The sequence below is a fragment of the Mesobacterium hydrothermale genome (genome assembly GCF_035818635.1).
Taxonomy (GTDB): domain Bacteria; phylum Pseudomonadota; class Alphaproteobacteria; order Rhodobacterales; family Rhodobacteraceae; genus Mesobacterium_A; species Mesobacterium_A hydrothermale.
Map to the genome: position 1 here is coordinate 140,466 of NZ_JAYLLH010000008.1, position 18,630 is coordinate 159,095.

Annotated in this window: 14 protein-coding genes; 4 read left to right on the forward strand and 10 right to left on the reverse strand. The window is 65.4% G+C overall.

From position 1 onward, the window contains the following. Window positions 1-23: 23 nt before the first annotated feature. The 9 genes from VK792_RS08100 to VK792_RS08140 form a co-directional block, all read right to left on the reverse strand. Window positions 24-725, reverse strand: a complete 702-nt coding sequence (locus tag VK792_RS08100) for an ABC transporter ATP-binding protein (protein WP_326296956.1) — start codon at window positions 723-725, stop codon at window positions 24-26. Then, window positions 718-1,488 carry an ABC transporter ATP-binding protein gene (locus tag VK792_RS08105; protein ID WP_326296957.1) on the reverse strand — a complete coding sequence of 257 codons (771 nt, stop codon included), beginning with the start codon at window positions 1,486-1,488 and terminating at the stop codon, window positions 718-720. Before VK792_RS08105 ends, VK792_RS08100 begins: the two co-directional genes overlap by 8 nt. Beyond that, window positions 1,485-3,350: an ABC transporter permease gene (locus VK792_RS08110; RefSeq protein ID WP_326296958.1), complete on the reverse strand. Its 1,866-nt coding sequence runs from the start codon at window positions 3,348-3,350 to the stop codon at window positions 1,485-1,487. Before VK792_RS08110 ends, VK792_RS08105 begins: the two co-directional genes overlap by 4 nt. A gap of 139 nt (window positions 3,351-3,489) precedes the next feature. After that, window positions 3,490-4,698: an ABC transporter substrate-binding protein gene (locus VK792_RS08115; RefSeq protein WP_326296959.1), complete on the reverse strand. Its 1,209-nt coding sequence runs from the start codon at window positions 4,696-4,698 to the stop codon at window positions 3,490-3,492. A 56-nt stretch (window positions 4,699-4,754) separates the two neighbouring features. Further along, the gene (locus VK792_RS08120; protein ID WP_326296960.1) at window positions 4,755-5,828 is read right to left on the reverse strand and encodes an aromatic ring-hydroxylating dioxygenase subunit alpha; all 1,074 of its coding nucleotides are present in this window, start codon (window positions 5,826-5,828) and stop codon (window positions 4,755-4,757) included. Between the two features lie 18 nt (window positions 5,829-5,846). Continuing rightward, window positions 5,847-6,425 carry an amino acid synthesis family protein gene (locus VK792_RS08125; protein ID WP_326296961.1) on the reverse strand — a complete coding sequence of 193 codons (579 nt, stop codon included), beginning with the start codon at window positions 6,423-6,425 and terminating at the stop codon, window positions 5,847-5,849. Beyond that, on the reverse strand, window positions 6,422-7,006 hold the full coding sequence (locus VK792_RS08130; RefSeq protein WP_326296962.1) for an amino acid synthesis family protein: 585 nt from the start codon (window positions 7,004-7,006) through the stop codon (window positions 6,422-6,424). Before VK792_RS08130 ends, VK792_RS08125 begins: the two co-directional genes overlap by 4 nt. Then, complete coding sequence (locus tag VK792_RS08135) at window positions 6,999-7,886, reverse strand: UPF0280 family protein (RefSeq protein ID WP_326296963.1); 888 nt, start codon at window positions 7,884-7,886, stop codon at window positions 6,999-7,001. The genes VK792_RS08130 and VK792_RS08135 overlap by 8 nt, the downstream gene beginning before the upstream one ends. Beyond that, window positions 7,883-9,331 carry a 6-hydroxynicotinate reductase gene (locus VK792_RS08140; protein WP_326296971.1) on the reverse strand — a complete coding sequence of 483 codons (1,449 nt, stop codon included), beginning with the start codon at window positions 9,329-9,331 and terminating at the stop codon, window positions 7,883-7,885. Before VK792_RS08140 ends, VK792_RS08135 begins: the two co-directional genes overlap by 4 nt. Window positions 9,332-9,755: 424 nt before the next feature. Between VK792_RS08140 and VK792_RS08145 the strand changes: the two genes are divergently transcribed. From VK792_RS08145 to VK792_RS08160, 4 genes are read left to right on the forward strand one after another with little or no spacing between them, the layout of a single operon-like run. Beyond that, window positions 9,756-10,589: an FAD binding domain-containing protein gene (locus VK792_RS08145; protein ID WP_326296964.1), complete on the forward strand. Its 834-nt coding sequence runs from the start codon at window positions 9,756-9,758 to the stop codon at window positions 10,587-10,589. Continuing rightward, the gene (locus VK792_RS08150) at window positions 10,579-13,305 is read left to right on the forward strand and encodes a molybdopterin-dependent oxidoreductase (RefSeq protein WP_326296965.1); all 2,727 of its coding nucleotides are present in this window, start codon (window positions 10,579-10,581) and stop codon (window positions 13,303-13,305) included. The genes VK792_RS08145 and VK792_RS08150 overlap by 11 nt, the downstream gene beginning before the upstream one ends. Continuing rightward, window positions 13,302-15,365: a hydantoinase/oxoprolinase family protein gene (locus VK792_RS08155; protein WP_326296966.1), complete on the forward strand. Its 2,064-nt coding sequence runs from the start codon at window positions 13,302-13,304 to the stop codon at window positions 15,363-15,365. Before VK792_RS08150 ends, VK792_RS08155 begins: the two co-directional genes overlap by 4 nt. Beyond that, on the forward strand, window positions 15,362-17,053 hold the full coding sequence (locus tag VK792_RS08160) for a hydantoinase B/oxoprolinase family protein (RefSeq protein ID WP_326296967.1): 1,692 nt from the start codon (window positions 15,362-15,364) through the stop codon (window positions 17,051-17,053). The genes VK792_RS08155 and VK792_RS08160 overlap by 4 nt, the downstream gene beginning before the upstream one ends. 9 nt (window positions 17,054-17,062) lie before the next feature. On the opposite strand, the gene VK792_RS08165 is transcribed toward VK792_RS08160, so the two are convergent. Then, the gene (locus VK792_RS08165; RefSeq protein WP_326296968.1) at window positions 17,063-18,466 is read right to left on the reverse strand and encodes a M20 family metallopeptidase; all 1,404 of its coding nucleotides are present in this window, start codon (window positions 18,464-18,466) and stop codon (window positions 17,063-17,065) included. Window positions 18,467-18,630 lie beyond the last annotated feature (164 nt).

The window sequence follows — 18,630 nt, forward strand, 5'->3', positions numbered from 1 at the left end:
GCCTCTGGCAACGTCGGGGCAGATCAGACCGAAAGATAGGCATCGCGGATCTCCGGGTGGGCCTCAAGCTCTGCGAAGGTGCCGTCGAACTTTTTCTCACCGCTTTCGATGATGATCGCCCGGTCCGCCACGGCTCGGGCAAAATGCAGGTTCTGTTCGGAAATCATTACCGTCAGACCTTCGGCCTTGAGCTGCTGGATGGTATGGGCCATCTGTTCCACGATCACCGGCGCGATGCCCTCGGACGGTTCGTCCAGCAAAAGCAGCATCGGGTTGCCCATCAGCGTCCGCGCGATGGTCAGCATCTGTTGTTCCCCGCCCGACATGTGCTTGCCCCGGTTTGTGCGGCGTTCGCGCAGGTTGGGAAACAGGTCGAACAGCTGCTCGACCGTCCATTCCGGCGCGTCGGCGCGGCGTGGCTGGCGGCCCACCTCCAGGTTTTCCAGAACCGTCAGATCGGAAAAGATCCGGCGGTCCTCCGGCACATAGCCGATGCCGCATTTGGCAACGCGGTAGGCCGGTTCACCCACCAGGTCGCGGCCCTGAAAGGTGACGCGCCCGCTGCGTGGGGACACGATCTGCATCACGGACTTCATTGTCGTCGATTTGCCTGCGCCGTTGCGTCCGAGCAGCGCCACGACCTCTCCGCGGGTCACGTCGAAACTGAGCCCGTCAAGGATATGGGCCTTGCCATAGTAGCTGTGGATGCCCTCGACGCTAAGCATGGCCCACCTCCTTGAACAGGGTTCCGCCGCCCAGATAGACCTCTTGGACCTGCGGGTTGGCGCGCACCTCTTCGGCGCTGCCGTCGGCGATCAATTCGCCCCGGTTCAGCACCATGATGTGATGGGCATGGGCAAAAACCACGTCCATGTCGTGTTCGGTGAACAGCACCGACACGCCCTGCTCTTTCACGATGTCGGCGACCAGTTGCATCAGCGCGACCCGGGCCGATGGCGCCATGCCCGCGGTCGGTTCATCCATCAGCAGCAGGTGCGGGCGATGTGTCAGGGCAATCGCCAGTTCCAGCCGCTTCAGATCGCCATAGGCCAGGATCGAACAGGGCCGGTCGGCCTGATCGGCCATCGATACCGTACGCAGGAATTCGAACGCCTCTTCGCGGTAGAGCTTCCACGCCCGCGGCGCCAGCGCAAAGAGCCGCCGATGGTGGCTCATCAACGCCATCTGTACGTTTTCGATCACGGTCATGGATTGGTACGTTCCGGTGATCTGAAACGTACGCCCGACCCCCTTGCGCCAGATCTCGCGCGGTTGCTTGCCAGTGATGCGTTCGCCGTTCAGGAACACCTCTCCCGCGGTCGGCTTCAACTGGCCCATCAGCATGTTGAAACAGGTGGACTTGCCGGCACCGTTGGGGCCGATCAGGGCCTTCAACTCGCCCTTCTGAACCGAAAAGGACACGCCGTTGACAGCCAGAAATCCGTCATAGCTTTTCTTCAGGGACTCGACCCGCAGGATTTCGGTCATGAGGCCACCTCTTCATCGTCGGACCGGTGCCGCAGCTTCTGCCAGGCCGTGCGCAACGAGCCGACGATGCCTTCGGGTGCGATGATCACCACAGCGATGATCAGCAGCCCCAACAGCAGGCGCCAGTATTCCAACCGCGTCAGCCAATGTTCGACAACGGTCAGGAAGCCCGCACCGACAACCCCGCCCGCCAGCGTCTTGACCCCGCCCAGGAAGACCACGATCAGCGCATCGAACGACGCGGCGATTTCCAGCGCGGTCGGAAAAACCGAGCCTTTGGAAAAAACGAACAACCCGCCAGCAAGGCCGGCCAGAACGCCCGCCAGCGCAAATGCGGCAAACTGGATACGCTTGACGTTGATCCCCATCGCCTCGGCCTGACGCGGGCTGTCTCGACCGGCACGCAGCGCATAGCCAAAGGGCGAATGGATGACGTGGCGCAGAAAGAGGATGCCGCCGACCCCCAGGACCAAGGTGAAATAGTAATAGGGCACCGTGTCATTCAGCCAGGGTGACGGCCAGATATTGACCAGCCCGTCATCGCCACGTGTCACCCCGCGCCACTGGAATGCCAGCGACCAGACCAGTTGTGAAAAGGCCAGCGTCAGCATCGCGAAATAGACACCGGTCAGCCGGATGCAGAACCACCCGATCAAAAGGGCCAGCAGGCCCGCCGCCAATGGCGCGAAAAGAAACGCGATCTCCATCGGGGTGTCGGTGTGATAAACCAGCAGCGCAGCGGCATAGGCCCCGCCGCCAAAGAACGCCGCATGACCAAAACTGACCAGCCCACCGCTGCCCAGGATGAAATGCAGCGAGGCGGCAAACAGGGCGAAGACGATGATGTCGATCATCAGGATCATCATGAACGCGTCGACGAACAGCGGCAGCGCCGCAAGCCCCAGCAAAAGCCCCGCAACGATCATCTGGCCGGTCGGGCCATAAGGCCGGATCGGCGCCTCTGGCGCGCCGACCTGACCGTGTTCACCAGCCACTTCCTCGCGGCCCAGCAGACCATAGGGGCGAATGATCAGCACGATGGCCATGACGACGAACATCAGAACCAGCGTCGATTGCGGCAGATAGGTCACGCCCACCACATTGAGCACAGAGATCAGAACCGCCGCGATGAAGGCGCCGGGCAGGCTGCCCATGCCGCCGATCACCACGACAACAAAGACGGCGCCGATAATGTTGAAATCCATCAGCAGATCGGCCCCGCCCTTGGGCAGTTGCAGCGCCCCGCCCCATCCAGCCAGTGCGCAGCCAAGCGCGAAGACCCCGGTGAACAGCCACGCCTGGTTGACGCCAAGCGCGCCCACCATTTCGCGGTCCTGCGTCGCCGCGCGGACCAGAATACCGACGCGGGTGCGCGCGATCAGGTACCACAAGGCAAACAGGATGAACGGGGTTATGGCGATGATGACCAGATCGTATTTCGGCACCGGCTCGCCAAAGATGCGCCAGACACCGCGCAGACCGGGCGCGCGCGGACCCAACCGGTCCTCTGCCCCCCAGATCATCAGCGCCAGATCCTGGATCACCAGGATCACCCCGAAGGTGGCAACCAGCTGGAACAGTTCCGGCGCACGATAGATCGGGCGCAGCACGATGATTTCAACGATCGCTCCGATTGCGCCCACCGCAAGCCCGGTCAGAACAATGGCGCCCCAGAACCCCACCGCACCGGGCAGAATATCCATCAAGGTGATGCCGATGAACGCGCCCAGCATATAAAATGACCCGTGCGCGAAATTCACGATCCGGGTCACGCCAAAGATCAGCGACAGGCCCGACGCGACCAGAAACAGCGACGACGCATTTGCAAGTCCTGTCAGGAACTGGGCAAAAAGAAAGGCCATGGGTCTTGAAAATCCGGCTGGAGGAATTGGGCCCGTGCGGCCCGGGGCAGGCCCGGAACGAACAGACGGGAAGGGTCAGCCGACGCTGCCCCCCCGGGGTCCCGGCCCCGGGGCGGTGCGAACCGCCGGCTGCTCCGGATCAGTCGGCCGGACGCATGGCCATGATCTCTTCATCCGAGGGCAGATAGCCGTCCGGCCCCTTGTAGGACCAATCGACCATCACCCCCTTGCCGTCTTCAAGCGCCAGCGTACCGACATAGGCCCCCATGGTGGACTGGTTGTCGACCTCGCGGAACATCATCGGGCCAATCGGGGTGTCGGCCACTTCCAGCCCTTCGAAGCCCGCGATGATCGACGCGGTGTCGGTGGCCCCTGCCCGGTTCAACGCGGCGGCGATGGATTTCGCCGTCAAGTACCCGACCAGGGAGCCGATTTTCGGAGTTTCGCCGGTTGCGGCCTCGTAGGCATCGACAAAGGCCTTTTCCGGGGTGCCGTCTTCGAACGCATACCAGGGATAGCCGGTGACAACCCAGCCTTCCGGCGCCTCGTCACCCAGGGGTTCAAGGTATTCCGGTTCGCCGGTCAGCAGGCCATAGACCTGACGGCCATCGAACAGGCCACGGTCACCGCCTTCGCGCACGAACTTGGCCAGATCGGTGCCGAAGGTCACGTTATAGATCGCGTCGGGCTTGGCGCGTTCAAGCGCCTGCACCTCGGCACCGGCATCGATCTTGAACAGCGCGGGCCACTGTTCGGCCACGAACTCCACCTCGGGCTTCAGCCGCTTGAGGTTGGCCTTGAACGCCGCCACGGCATCCTGCCCGTAGGCATAGTTCGGTGCGATGGTGGCATATTTCACCGCGTCGGTCTTGGCCGCCGCTTCCGCCAGCATCGCGGCCTGGATCCAGGTCGACGCCCGCAAGCGGAACGTATTGGCATTGCCCGACGACCAGACAAGGCTGTCGGCCAGCGGTTCCGCCGCAAGGTAGACATAGCCTTTCTCCGCCGCGAAGGACGACAGCGCCAGCCCCACGTTCGACAGGATCGTTCCGGTCAACATCACCGCGCCGTCCCGGGTCATCAGTTCTTCGGCGATCTTCACCGCCTCGGCCGGGTCGCCCTGGTCATCGCGAAAGACGAACTCCAGCGGTTTGCCCAGAACGCCACCCGCGGCGTTGATCTCGGCCAGGCCCAGTTCGATCCCTTTCTTGTAGGGTTCGGCAAAGGCTGCCATGCGTTTGTAATGGTTGATCTCGCCGACCTTGATCGTGTCCTGCGCCATGGCGGCGGCGGGCACCAGGGTCAGGGCCGCGGCAGCGGCCAGGATGGTCCGTCTTGTCAGGGTCATGTCGTACTCTCTCCTGTTGGGGGCAGAGGCTCTGCCGGGAACCGGTCTCACGCCGGTCAGTCGTGGTAAACAAAGGCAGGCGACAGGTCGCCGGCCAGATCTTCGGTGCGTTCAAGTTCAAGCAGGTCGTTGATCCGCTTGCGATAGACCAGCGGGGCCTTGTCGATGGCGATGCGGATCGGGCGGCGCTTCTGCGGGCGGTTCTCTTCGGCCTGCACCGCTTCGAGGATTTCCTTGTCCTCGGCAAAAGCCAGTCGGAACGCAGCGTCCATCCGCTCGACCGCGTCGGGATCCTCAAGCGCGGAATTGCGGATATGAGCCCAGCGGTCGATGGTATAGGTTTCGGTCACCGGCGTTATGAAATGCAGCGCAAAGATGCGGACGCCCTGGTTCCGGTCTTCCTCGGCGCAGTTCTTTTCGACCTCGATCGAGCCGAAGTCGATCACCGCGGTGCACGGCGTGTACAGATAATAGTAGTGCCAGCGGTCGACATTACCGGTGAAGCCGCCAAAGGCCTTGAAGAACCCGACGGGTTCGGCATCGCGGATCCAGCGCCAGGCGACGATGGCTTCGCCGTCCGTCTTCACATGCACGGGCACGTTTTCCGAGGCCGCACTGCCCAGCGTCGTCGGGTGAACAAAACTGATATGGGCCGGGTCGACCAGGTTTTCTGCGACGTTCAGGTAGTTGGATTCCAGGTGCAACGCGTCGCCCAGGTGCACCGCCCAGTTGGGATCTGTAAATTCCGGCATGTCGAAGATCCGGGCCGGGTCAGCCCGATCGGGATCCCCCATCCAGATCCAGACAATGCCGTGCTTTTCCTCGGTCCTGTAGCTGACGACATAGGCAGACGCCGGCAGGTTGGTCTGGCCCGGAACCCGGGTGCATTTGCCGGTGGTGCCATCGAAGGTCAGCCCGTGATAGCCACATTGCACCGTGTCGCCGATCCGCTTGCCCTTGGACAGAGGCAACAGCCGGTGCGGGCAACGATCCTCGAGCGCCGCGACAGAGCCGTCGGACTTGCGGAACATCACGATATGTTCGTTCAGAATGGTGTAGCGGCGAAGCTGGTCGTCGATTTCCCGGGACCAGGCAGCAACATACCAGGCGTTCTTTACGAAAATCGTCATCGAACTTGCTCCTTCGCTCTAGCGCAGCCCATCCGCGCCGGTGATTTCGCTGTGTGCCAGCCCGCCTACCCGCGGGTTCGGCCGCCCTGTGATCTGAAGCGCGACCGCGACGACAATCTCGGTCGCGCGGGGCGCGTCGGGCACGCGCAGCCGCATCCCGTCGAAATGGCTGCGGACATAGGCCGCGTCCTTGTGGCCCAAGGGAACGTCCAGGACATCGCCCGGGGCCCCCATCGCCTTGGACGAGGGCACCAACGCCTTGCCGCCGCCCAATACTGCGCGCAACGGTGCGCCCAACTTGGGGTGCAGCAGGGCGGCAGCGTGTTCCAGTTCGCCCGCTTCGCCCACCATTGCGGCCTTGCCATAGCCTTGCACATCGTGCGCCGCGCAGCCAAGTGCGGCCAACGCCTGTTCGCCCAGCAGCTGGCCCAGCGTCGCGCCGGTTTCGATCAATTCGGACAGGTCCTGCGCATATCGCCCGGCGAAGGGGTTCGCGATGACCGCCGCGGCCACGGCCCGGCGCGACGGCGGCGAAACCGCCTGTCCCATCTCGGTCCGGACCTCTTCGACTTGGGTGATCATCTTGCGCAGCTTCACCGCAGACCGTCCTCTCCCTTGACGTCCTTGGCCGCCAGGCCACCGACGCGGGCATGGACCCGGGGGCCTGTGGTCATGACCAGCACCAGCAGGATTTCATCGGCTTTGGGTGCATCGGGCAGGCCCACTTCCATCGCGTCGAAATGCGACCGGACGTAGGAGGCGTTGGCATGGGTGATCGGCACATCCAGCCGCGCGCCGGGCGCACCCACCTTCTTGGTGGAAGGCACGATGGCCATGGAGTTGGCAATTTTCTCGCGCATGGCATAGCCGCCGGGCACATGCCAGAGCGCGCCGTGCTCCAGTTCTCCGTTGGTGCCGACAATGGCCCCCTTGCCGTAGCCTTCGATGGTGTCGGGATCCCCGCCAAGCGCGTCGATCAAATCCTGCGCCATCTGCGCGCCCAGCGGCTTCAGATCGTCCATGAACCCGGCGATGTCCTCGACATACTGGCCGGCGAACGGGTTCGCGATCACCGCCATGCAGGCGGCCCGGCGCAGCGGCGTGTCCGCGACCGGACCGCCTTCGTGCCAGATGGTTTCGGTCAGGATCGCGGTCTTGCGGTTCTGCGGCTCAGGCATGGATCACCTCTTTCAAACGTTTTTCACCCGCCTTTCGCGGCAAGACCTGCCGCGTCACCGTCCGGCGCACCCCCTGGCAGGACAGGTAGGCGGCGGCGATCAGGCCGCGATTGGCAAAATCCCGAGCCACGGCTTGGCCGCGAGAAACCGCCGCGGCCTTGTCCGAGGACGACAACGCCCCCACATCGGTGGTCACCAGGCGATCGCCCAGGTCACTGTCGGGGGCCAGCCGGTTCGCCGGCACGCGGGTGATACCGGGATGGCCTGGCACATCGACCGCATTCGCGATCAGCGTCGCAGCGGCATCGGCCAGGGCGGCGGTCGCTGCCAGCACCGTGACGGCGTCGGCAATCCCAAGCGACTGCGACCGGCCACGCCAGCCCGAGGTCGCCACCCCGCCAATCCCGTCACCCGGCCCTACCCCCGCGTGCGAGACAATTCGACCGGTCGTCGGATCGTCGCAGATCGCCACGCGCAGCACCGGCCCCTCGGTCCAAAGTGCGATATCGCCGCCGTTGTTGATGTGCAGGCAGGCCAGCCCGTGATCGGGCGTCAGCACGCAGCGCAAAAGATGATCCGCAACCGCCCCGGCAACCGCCGCCATCGGGGTGACGAAAGCCGGTGAAAACCGTTCGACAGTGTCGGCCATGTTGCGGGCCACCGCCCCCGTGGGACCAGGCCCCGTCGCCGCACGCAGGCGCGGCAATTCCGCGACAAGGTCGGACAAAACCGGCGCGAAGGCCGCTTGCGCCCGACGATACGCCGCTTCGACCCGGTCCGGCGCGCCCTGACACGCCACGATCAGGTCAATCGGTCCATGGATCAGCCGCAGGCGGCCATCGCGCATCCGTTGCGCGCCGGGGCGCTCTTGCCAGCTCATTCGGCCTGCTCCTGTTGGCCACGGGCGCCGGGCCAGGGCATCCCCGCGGCAGGGCGTTCGGGGCGCTGGCCGGACAGGCGATGATCGTTCTGTCGGCCCTTCGCGCCCCGCAAAGCATCCTCCAGTGGCATGACATAGTCCATGTGCCCGCCAAGCGCGGCATAGTCCGCGGCCGTCATGGTAAATTCGATTGGTGCGACCAGGGCCGGCGTCGGAACGTAACCAAAGGCATTGCGCGGCATCTGCGTCACGTCCGCCATGAAGGTAATCCCGCCCCCCGGCCACATGCAGACCGGCGCGCCACCGACCGTGACCCGCGTCAGGCGCGATTGGACCGACCGCGTCAGCGAAACCGGATTCTCGGTGACCCCGGACCGCAAAGACCCGCCAGCACCCGCCATGAACAGGACAGACGCGATCGACGGTTCGCAGTTTTCCTCGATCCGCTGGACCGACGGCAGCAGCCGCGCGGGCATGTCCCGTTCCACCGGCACAAGATCGTCGTTCAGTTCATAATAGGCCGCGTTTTCGCCAGTGGTCGATACCATCAGCAGCGACAGACCAGGCCGCGCGCCCTTGTTCGGCTGCCAGCTGTCCAGGATCGTCAAGGGATCGGTCAGGTCGGTGCCGCCCCAGCCCGTGCCCGGCTCTGCCACCTGGAAATAGCGCCCGGGCGTCGACCGCCGGCCCTTGATCCGGATGCCGGTCGGTTGCCAGCCGATGACCTTGCCGGCCTGATGTTCGGACATTACGCCGGTGATGTGGTCGTCGACCACCACGACTTCGTCCACAAGGCCCTGCCATTGCGCCGCGAACATGCCGACCGTGGCCGAGCCACAGCCCACGCGCATCCGTTCCTCGCGCTGACCGTTCACCACCGGCGCTTGCCCGGCGGTGATCTCAAGCTCGGCTCCGCCGTCGATGGTCAAGGCCACGGTTTCGCCGTTGCACAGCGCCAGCAGCGCTTCACAGGTGGCGCGGCCTTCCTTTTTCGATCCCCCGGTCAGGTGATGGACGCCACCCAGAGACAACATCTGCGACCCGTATTCGGACGTCGTGACATGGCCGATGGTTTCGCCCTCGGCCCGCACCGGCGCACATTCGGTGCCAAGATGCCGGTCGGTGTCGATCTTCACCTTCGCACCGCAGTAGGAAAAGATGCCTTCGGTCACGACCGTGATCATATCGGCCCCCGCCGTGCGCGACGCGACGATGAAGGGCGCGGGCTTGTAGTCGGGATAGGTGGTGCCCGACCCGATGGCGGTGATGAAGGTGTCTTCGCCCGACACAAGGTCCCCGTCCCATTCGCGGTCAAGAAAGGGAACCAGCGGCGCGTCGCCATCGCGGTTCAGCAAGATCGTGTGCGGGTCCAGCCGCACCAGTTCTCCGCCGTCGTTGGCATAGCGATCACAGGCCCCGGCGCGCCCGTCGGCGATATAGCACATCACCGGGCAGGCATCGCAACGGATCTTGTCCGGCACGTCGGCCTTGTCGCGCTTGATGGGCGTATCGCTCACGGTGCGGACTCCGATGTCTGGGCGGCCGGGCTGCAAGCCGGGACCGCGACGGGCGGGATATTCGTTTGTATACGAACGCACGGCTGGCGTTTCCGAGTCAACAGTTTTGACACGGGCCACCCCCCGCAAACGGGGTCGCCCCCCAGCCCCACCGGGGTCTGTGCAAGTTTTCCGGGCACCGGGGCACCGGGAAAATCCATTCGCACACAAACGAAATTCTTTTTTCCGAAGGCGCGACGCAAAACCCGAAGGAGTCGATTGACAACTTTTGATGCAAGTTCCTACCGTGGGTCAGTATCGTTTGCACACAAATGAAGCTCCGCCCTCGCGCGGACAGCAGGTGAGGCCCCGGATGACGCTGCATCGCCCCGACTCGCTGGAAGACGCGCTTTCGCTTTTGTCGGGGGGCGGCGTGGTTCTTGCGGGTGGCACCGATGTCTATCCCGCGCTCAGGGATGGCCCGCCGCCGCCGCGGTTGATCGACATCACCGCGATTGCCGGGCTGCGCGGGATCGCCCGCGATGCGCACGGCTGGCGCATCGGCGCGGCGACCACCTGGACCGATATCTTGCACACGGACCTGCCGCCGCTGTTCGACGGTCTGAAAGGTGCCGCGCGCGAGGTCGGTTCGATCCAGATCCAGAACGCGGGCACGGTGGCAGGCAATATCTGCAACGCCTCGCCGGCGGCGGACGGCGTTCCCGCGCTGCTGACACTGGACGCAACGGTCGAGCTTGCCGGCGCGGACGGACAACGACAGATGCCGCTGGCCGCGTTCCTGAAAGGGCCGCGACAGACAGCGTTGAGGCCCGGGGAACTGGTGACCGCGCTCTGCATTCCCGAGGGCACAGGCCAAGGCGCATTCACCAAACTGGGCGCACGCCGCTACCTTGTCATTTCCATTGCGATGGTTGCCGCGGTGGTCGACCTTCACAACGGCCGGATCGGCCGCGCGGCGCTTGCTGTCGGGGCCTGTTCCCCGGTTGCGCGCCGCCTGCCTGCGCTAGAGGCCGCCCTGGTCGGAACGACCCCGGACGAAATAGCGCCGGTGGTGGCGGCCGCGGATCTGCCGGACCTGTCCCCGATCACCGACGTCCGCGCGCCGGCGGAATACCGGATGGATGCGGTAAGCACCCTCATCGCCCGCACGCTTTTTCAGGCAACGGAGCCCGCCCATGTCGCTTGACGAACCCCTGCCTCGGATTGCCTTTACCCTGAACGGTTCAGACATCGACATTGCCGTCGACCCGTCCGCGCGGCTGTCCGAGGTGCTGCGCAACGCGGCCGGTGCGAAAGACGTCAAGGTGGGCTGCAACGCCGGCGATTGCGGCGCTTGCACAGTGCTGATCGACGGTGCCCCGGTTTGTGCCTGTCTCACCGCGGCAGGACAGGCCGTCGGGCGCCGGGTGGATACCCAGGCTGGCCTCGTCGCGCATGCCCACGACGCACAGCGCCTTGCCGCAGCGTTCCAGCGCCACCAGGCGGCACAATGTGGGATCTGCACGCCGGGCATGATGGTCTCTGCCATCGCCCTGCTGCGGTCGGGCCAGCCGCTGACCGAGGCGCGTGTGGCCGACGCGCTTAGCGGCGTGCTTTGCCGCTGCACCGGCTATCGCAAGATCATCGCAGCGGTGCTGGATGCCGCCTCGGACGGCAGCGCGCCGATGACCGAAGGCGGGATCGGCGCGCCGATTTCCCGGCTGGATGGGGGGCCGAAGGTGGCCGGAACCGAACGGTTCGGTGATGACGTCGCCCCGGTCGATGCCCTGTCGGTACGGGTGATCCGGTCGCCGGTCCACCGTGCCCGCTTTGCCTTCGGCGACCTGGAGGCGTTTCAGCGGACCACCGGGCTGGAACTGATCCTGACCGCGCAGGATGTACCGGGAACCAACACGTTCGGGGTAATCCCCGGCTTTGAAGACCAGCCGGTCTTTGCCGTCGACACCACCCGGTTCAAGGGCGAGGCCGTGGCCGCGGTGGTCGGCACTGCCGCTGTGATCGACGCCCTGCCCGAGTTTCCGGTCACCTGGGAAGCCCTGCCCGCACACCTGACCCCGGACCAGGCGGCTGGCGCCGATCTGCTGCATCCCGACCGGGCCGAAAACGTCATGTGCCGAGGCTATGTTGCACGCGGCGATGCCGCGGCGGGCATGGCCCGGGCGGCGCATGTGGTTTCGGGCCGGTTTTCGACCGGGTTCATCGAACACGCCTATATCGAGCCCGAGGCCGCATCGGCGCGCCGCGTCGGCGACCGGATCGAGCTGCAGTGCTGCACCCAGGCGCCCTATATGAACCGCGACGCGATTGCCGGCATCCTGGGACTGTCCGCCGACGCGGTGCGCATCCTGCCGACGGCGGTGGGGGGCGGCTTTGGGTCCAAGCTTGACCTGACCGCTCAGCCCTACGTCGCGCTGGCGGCATGGATCCTGGATCGTCCGGTGCGGATGGCTTATACCCGCGCCGAAAGCATTGCCACATCGACCAAGCGCCACCCCTCCGAGGTCTGGATGGAAATCGGCACCGACGCCGACGGGCGCCTTGGCGCGATCCGGTTCGACGGGGTGTTCAACACCGGGGCCTATGCCAGCTGGGGCCCGACCGTGGCGAACCGCGTGCCGATCCACGCATCCGGCCCCTACCTGACACCCCATTACGAGGCGAAAAGCGCGGGCATCCACACCAACACCGCGCCGTCGGGCGCATTCCGCGGATTCGGCGTGCCGCAATCGGCAGTGGCGCAGGAACAACTGTTCGACGTGCTGGCCGACAAGCTGGGTCAAGACCGGCTGGAGTTCCGGCGCCGCAATTGCCTGCGCAACGGCGACCCAACCGTCACCGGGCAGGTTTTTGAGACCGGCATGGGCATAGCCGACTGTTTCGACGCTCTGAAACCGCAGTGGGACCGTGCCCTGGCCGATGCCGCTGCTTTCAACGCCACCAGTACGACCGTCAAACGCGGCGTTGGCGTGGCCGGCGGCTGGTATGGCTGCGGCAATACCTCGATGTCGAACCCGTCGACGATCCGTGCGGGCGTGACGCCGGCGGGCGACATCGTTCTGCACCAGGGGGCGGTGGATATCGGCCAGGGCTCAAACACGGTGATCCCGCAAATATTCGCCACCGCGCTTGGTGTGCCGGTCGGCGCGGTCACGCTGGTGGGTGCCGATACCGATCTGACGCCCGACGCGGGAAAGACCTCGGCCAGTCGACAAACCTTTGTCACCGGCAACGCGGCCCGTTTGGCAGGCGAGGCGCTGCGGGCACGGATCCTGCGGCTGGGCAATGTCGGGCCCGACGCGCAGATCCTGCCGACGGACGACGGGCTCGTCCTGTCCGACGCCGACACCACCCTCCGCATCGACCTGCCGCAAAGCGATGGATATGCAATCGAGGTGGTGGAAAGCTATGATCCGCCGACGCAGCCCCTGGATGAAAACGGCCAGGGCGCGCCCTATGCGGTCTTCGGGACCGCCGCGCAGATGGTGGAGCTTGAGGTCGATACCGATCTGGGCACCGTCACACTGCTGAAATTCACCGCCGCCCATGACGTGGGGCGCGCCATCAATCCGCTGCTGGTCGAAGGCCAGGTCGAAGGCGGCATCGCACAGGGCCTGGGCCTTGCCTTGATGGAAGAGTTCCTTCCCGGCCGGACAGAAAACCTGCACGACTACCTGATTCCGACCATCGGCGATGTGCCAGAGATCGACACCATCATCGTGGAAACCGGCGACGCGCATGGCCCTTATGGCGCCAAGGGGCTGGGGGAACATTGCCTGATCCCCACCGCGCCGGCGATCCTGAACGCCATTGCCCACGCCTGCGGAGCGCGGGTTCACCATCTGCCCGCAACGCCCGACAAGGTGCGCGCGGCATTTCTGGCTGCCAACGGAGGCACCGCATGACCTACAACGCCGACCTGACCGGTAGCTTCGCCGGGATCGATGTGGGCGGCACGTTCACCGACCTGGTCCATTACGACAGCCGCGCGGGCCGTGTCCGTCTGGCCAAGGTGCCGACGACGCTCGACAACCAGGCCGATGGGGTTCTTGCGGCGCTGGATGCCGCATCAGTCGATGCCGCTGCGCTTGACCTGATCGTGCATGGCACCACCACTACGACCAACGCAGTGCTGGAACGGCGGTTGTGCAAGACAGGGCTGATCACCACCCAGGGCTTCCGCGACGTTCTGGAACTGGGGCGGCGGACACGCCCGCAGGCCTATGGCATGAAGGGCCAGTTCCGTCCGCTGATCCCCCGCGACCTGCGGCTGGAGGTGCCGGAACGGATGCTGGCCGATGGCCGGGAATACCGGCCGCTGGACGAAGACGCCCTGCGCACCGCGCTGAGGACGCTAGTCGCACAGGACTGCGAAGCGCTGGTGATCCACTTCCTGCACGCCTATGCCAACCCCGCGCACGAGCTGCGCGCCGGCCAGATCGCGCGCGAGGAATGGCCCAACGGCAATATCACCCTGGGCCATGCCCTGCTGTCGGAAAGCCGAGAGTACGAGCGCGGCGTCACCGCAGCCGTCAATGCCTCGGTTCAACCTTTGCTCAGGCGCTATGTCGAGCGGCTGGCGGACCGGCTGGCCGGGCGCGGATATGGCCGCGACCTTCTGGTGATGAACGGCAATGGCGGCATGGTCTCGGCCCGCATCGTGGCAGAGGAAGCGGCGAAAACCGTGATGTCGGGCCCCGCGTCGGGCGTGATGGCGGCGGCCTATACCGGGCGCCGCGCCGGGATCCCGGATTTGCTGACCTATGACATGGGCGGGACTTCGACCGATGTGGCGATGATCCGCGGCGCCGATCCTGCGGTCAGCCACGAAATCGAGATCGAATATGCCATGCCGATCCACGTACCGATGGTTGACGTGCGCACGGTTGGCGCGGGCGGCGGCTCGATCGCAAGGGTCAGTGCGGCGGGGCTGTTGCAGGTCGGTCCCGACAGCGCCGGATCGACACCTGGGCCAATCTGCTATGGCAAGGGCGGCACGGACCCCACGATTTCCGACGCCAACATGCTGCTGGGGCGGATGAACCCGGGCAAGCTGAACACGATTTCCGGCACGGTCTCGATCGAAACGATCCGCGAGGCCTTTGCCGACAAGCTGGGAACGCGGCTGGGGCTTGATGCAGTCCAGGCGGCCGCGGCCGTGTTGCGCATCGCCACCGCCAAGATGGCCGACGCGGTGCGCATGGTGTCGATCTCTCTGGGTGAAGACCCGCGCGACTTCGCGCTGTTCGCCTTTGGCGGTGCCGGGCCGCTGCACGCCTGCGCCATTGCCCGTGAACTGGGTGTGCCGCGGGTGCTGGTGCCCGCACGGCCGGGCATCACCAACGCCCTGGGTTGCATCGTTGCCGACCTGCGGCACGATTTCGTCCAGACCGTGAACCGTCCTCTGCATGCCTGCGACATGGACGATGTGCATGCGGCGTTTGCCCGCCAGACCGAAGACGGCAAAGCCGCCATCGCCCGTGAACGGGTCGAGATCGCGGAGTTGCGTGTCCTTCATTCCGTCGACATGCAATTCATCGGCCAGACCCACTTGCTGCGCGTGCCCCTGCCCGATGGCACCCCGACCGAAGCCGAGTTGCAAACGCTGTTCGAGGACGCCTATTTCAAGCGCTTTCAGGTCACCCTGCCGGAAATCCGGCCGGCATTGGTCAACGTCAATACCTCTGTCATCGGGCGCCGGCCCGAGGTCGATCTGTCACTGCTGATCGACGCCGACGCGCGCAAGGCCACGCTCGACGACGCGCAGACCGGCAGCCGGCCGGTGTGGTTCGACGGCTGGCGTGACACGCCGGTTTACTGGCGCGACCATCTGCCTGCCGACGCCCGGCTGACCGGCCCGGCCATCGTGGAACAAATGGATTGCACGCTGGTGATCGAACCCGGCGACAGCGCCGTTCAGGACAGCGACGGCAACCTGATCGTCACCGTGAGGCGCGCGCAATGACCCTTGACCCGATCACCCTGACCGTCATCCAGTCCGGCCTGCAACAGGTCTGCGATGAAATGGATCTGAGCTTTTCCCGCGCCGCGTTCTCTCCGGTGATTGCCGAAGCGAACGACCGCTCCGACGGAATCTATTCGGCCACCGATGGCAGCCTGATTGCCCAGGGCTCGCAGGGGCTGCCGGTTTTTGTCGGTACGATGCAGTTTTCCACTCGGACGCTGATCGAGATGATCGCCGCGGGCAAGGCGGCGGCGCCGAAACCCGGCGACATCTACATTGTCAACGATCCCTATCTCGGCGGCACCCACCTGATGGACGTGCGCTTTGCCATGCCGGTTTATCGCAATGGTGAAATCTTCTGCTGGTTGTCCAATACCGGGCACTGGCCCGACACCGGCGGCGCGGTGCCCGGCGGGTTTTCCGCCTCGGCCACGGCGGTGGAACAGGAGGGCCTGCGCCTGCCGCCCGTGCGCCTGTTCAAGCAAGGCACGCTGGACCCCGAGATCTATGCCATCATCTGTTCCAACATTCGCGTAGCCGACCAGCGCATCGGCGATGTAAAGGCACAGGCCGCCGCGCTCTATGTCGGCCAGTCACGGCTGTTCCGGCTGCTTGATCGCTATGGCGACGACACGGTGCGCGCGGCAATCGAAGAATTGCGCGCCCGCGCCGCACAGCAGATGCGTGCCCATATCGCCGCGATCCCGGCGGGCACCTATTCCGCCAGCGCGTTCGTCGACAGTGACGGCGTGGTGAATGAACCGCTGGAAATCCGCCTGACGGTGACGGCGCAAGGCGACAGTCTGACCTTCGACTTCACCGGATCGTCAGCCCCCTGCCGGGGCCCGATGAATTCGGTCTGGGCGACGACGCAATCTTCTGTTTACCTGGCGATGCGGCACATCTTTCCAGATGTGCCGATCAGCGCGGGCGCGTTCGAGCCGCTGACCATCGTCCGTCCCGAAGGGACATTCCTTGACGCACGCTATCCCCGCCCGGTTTCCGGCTGCGCGGCAGAGGTCAGCCAGCGCATCGCCGAAGCCGTCTTTGCCGCGCTTGTCGTCCCCCTGCCCGACATCGTAACCGCGGCCCCCGCCGGATCGTCCGGCAACTTTGCCCTTGGCGGAGAGGTGCCCGAAGAAGGCCGCAGTTATGTCATGTACCAGATCTCGGGGGGCGGATATGGCGGCTATGCGGACGGCGACGGGATATCCAACGGGTGTTCGACCATCGGGATCTCCAAATCCCCGCCGGTCGAAATCATGGAACAGCAATTCCCCGTGCTCTATCACCGCTACGCCCTGCACGAAGGCTCTGGCGGGGCCGGTCGCCATCGGGGCGGCTTTGGTCTGGATTACGAAGTCGAGATCCTCAAGGGCACGGCCCGCGCAAGCTTTGTCATGGATCACGGCCGGTTCGGGCCGCAGGGTGTGCTTGGCGGACAGGACGGCGGCGTCAACCGTGTCACCGTCACGCAAAACGGCCAGAGCTTTGTGCCGGAACATCTGTCAAAAGCGCAGGACATCGCCCTGACCGCGGGCGACCGCGTACATGTGCGCACACCTGGCGGTGGCGGGTATGGCGCGCCAGACCAGCGCGATCCGGCACTGGTTGCCGAAGACGTCAGGCTTGGCCGCTACTCTGCGGATCAGGCGCGGGCGCTGTTCGGGTGGCAAGACCCGGACTGAGCGCCGCGTTCACGCCGCCTCTGTCCCGAAGTCCGGCAGACCGGTTTCTGCGATATCCGCGAACACCCCCGCCATGACGCCAAGCGCCTGGCGGCAGATCGGCTTGAGCACATGTTCGTTTGGCGCGTGTTGCGAACACCCGGCATAACTGTGCGGAATCCAGATCGTGGGCAGGCCCAGCACCTCGGAAAAACAATCGTTTGGCAACGATCCCCCAAGGTTCGGCAGCACATGCGGCCATGCCCCCGTGGTACGTTCGACCGACCGCGCCACGTAGCGCACCATCGGGTGATCGGGGTCCATCCGGGTGGCGGGAAAGGTATTGTGGTCATGCGCCACGATCTGAACCTGGGCAAAGCCCGCGCGGTCCAGGTGGCGGCGCAGCGCGGGCAGGATATCGTCCACATCCGTGCCAATGACATAGCGCAGTTGGCACGTCGCCCGCGCCCAGCCGGCAATCGCATTCAGCGGTGCATCGGGCACACCTGAAATCATCGCCAGGATCGCGAAGCTGTTCCAGCCGAACACCCGTTCTGCCGCGCTCAGGGCCTTTTCGCCCCAGTCCGGGTCCAGCGGGACGCCGGTGTCATGCGGCGGCAGTTCGGCCAGCACCTCGCGTATGCGCGGTGTCAGGCTGTCAGGCCGCCACTCGGGCACCTGGATTTGGCCGCGCGCATCGGTGATGCACGACAGGGCATGCGCAAGGATCATCGCCGGATCAGCCAGAAGCCCGCCGAAATTTCCCGAATGGTGCGCGCCGTCACGCAGATCGACCCGCAGGTCGAAACTGACACCGCCGCGCGACCCGCCGAACACCGTCACCGTTTCCGGCCGCAGCCGGGGCCCGTCCGAAGCGATCAGGACATCTGCCGCCAGCAAGGCGCGGTTGTCGCGGCAAAAATCCTTCAGCCCGGGTGATCCGGTTTCCTCGCCGGTCTCGATCAGGATCTTCAGGTTGAACCCCAGCGCGCCGCGCGTTTCGATCACGGCCTCAAGCGCAAGCAGGTTGACCAGGTGCTGCCCCTTGTTGTCCGCGGCGCCACGCCCGTAAAGCCGGTCTCCCTCTTCGGTCAGGGTGAAGGGCGACAGGCCTGCACGCCACAAGTCGTGCTGTCCCAGCACGACATCGCCGTGGCCATAGGTCAGGATCGTTGGCAGGTCTGGCGCTTCGATCCGTTCCGCCGTCAGGATCGGGGGCCGCGCGCCATGGGCGGCGTGGATTTGAACTGCAAAGCCAAGCGCCTCCAGCAGAGGGCGCAGAACATCGTCGAGATAGGACAGAAGGTGCGCTGCACCGCGCGCGTGCTGGCTTTCGCTGGGACAGGCGACAAGCGCGGCCAGTTCCCGCTGGAAACGGCCATCGTCGAAAAAGGCCACGGCCCGGGCGATGGTCTTGTCGCGAAGATCGGTCATGCGCGTTCCCCTTTGCCGGCCCAGAAAGGCAGGTTTTTGCGCGCAGTTCCAGCACGTTCTTGGTGCGCTTGCCGCGCGCGGGGCGCAACAAGGCCGCCGGTTGAACGGAACTGCGCCCGGCGGCGACCGCCGGGCGCTGAGGATCACGCGATCATATCCCCATC

Excerpts from the sequence above, each read along its gene's own strand:
- VK792_RS08100 (WP_326296956.1), bottom strand. The coding sequence starts at position 725 with ATGCTTAGCGTCGAGGGCATCCACAGCTACTATGGCAAGGCCCATATC.
- VK792_RS08105 (WP_326296957.1), bottom strand. The coding sequence starts at position 1,488 with ATGACCGAAATCCTGCGGGTCGAGTCCCTGAAGAAAAGCTATGACGGA.
- VK792_RS08110 (WP_326296958.1), bottom strand. The coding sequence starts at position 3,350 with ATGGCCTTTCTTTTTGCCCAGTTCCTGACAGGACTTGCAAATGCGTCG.
- VK792_RS08115 (WP_326296959.1), bottom strand. The coding sequence starts at position 4,698 with ATGACCCTGACAAGACGGACCATCCTGGCCGCTGCCGCGGCCCTGACC.
- VK792_RS08120 (WP_326296960.1), bottom strand. The coding sequence starts at position 5,828 with ATGACGATTTTCGTAAAGAACGCCTGGTATGTTGCTGCCTGGTCCCGG.
- VK792_RS08130 (WP_326296962.1), bottom strand. The coding sequence starts at position 7,006 with ATGCCTGAGCCGCAGAACCGCAAGACCGCGATCCTGACCGAAACCATC.
- VK792_RS08135 (WP_326296963.1), bottom strand. The coding sequence starts at position 7,886 with ATGAGCTGGCAAGAGCGCCCCGGCGCGCAACGGATGCGCGATGGCCGC.
- VK792_RS08140 (WP_326296971.1), bottom strand. The coding sequence starts at position 9,331 with ATGTGCTATATCGCCGACGGGCGCGCCGGGGCCTGTGATCGCTATGCC.
- VK792_RS08145 (WP_326296964.1), top strand. The coding sequence starts at position 9,756 with ATGACGCTGCATCGCCCCGACTCGCTGGAAGACGCGCTTTCGCTTTTG.
- VK792_RS08150 (WP_326296965.1), top strand. The coding sequence starts at position 10,579 with ATGTCGCTTGACGAACCCCTGCCTCGGATTGCCTTTACCCTGAACGGT.
- VK792_RS08155 (WP_326296966.1), top strand. The coding sequence starts at position 13,302 with ATGACCTACAACGCCGACCTGACCGGTAGCTTCGCCGGGATCGATGTG.
- VK792_RS08160 (WP_326296967.1), top strand. The coding sequence starts at position 15,362 with ATGACCCTTGACCCGATCACCCTGACCGTCATCCAGTCCGGCCTGCAA.
- VK792_RS08165 (WP_326296968.1), bottom strand. The coding sequence starts at position 18,466 with ATGACCGATCTTCGCGACAAGACCATCGCCCGGGCCGTGGCCTTTTTC.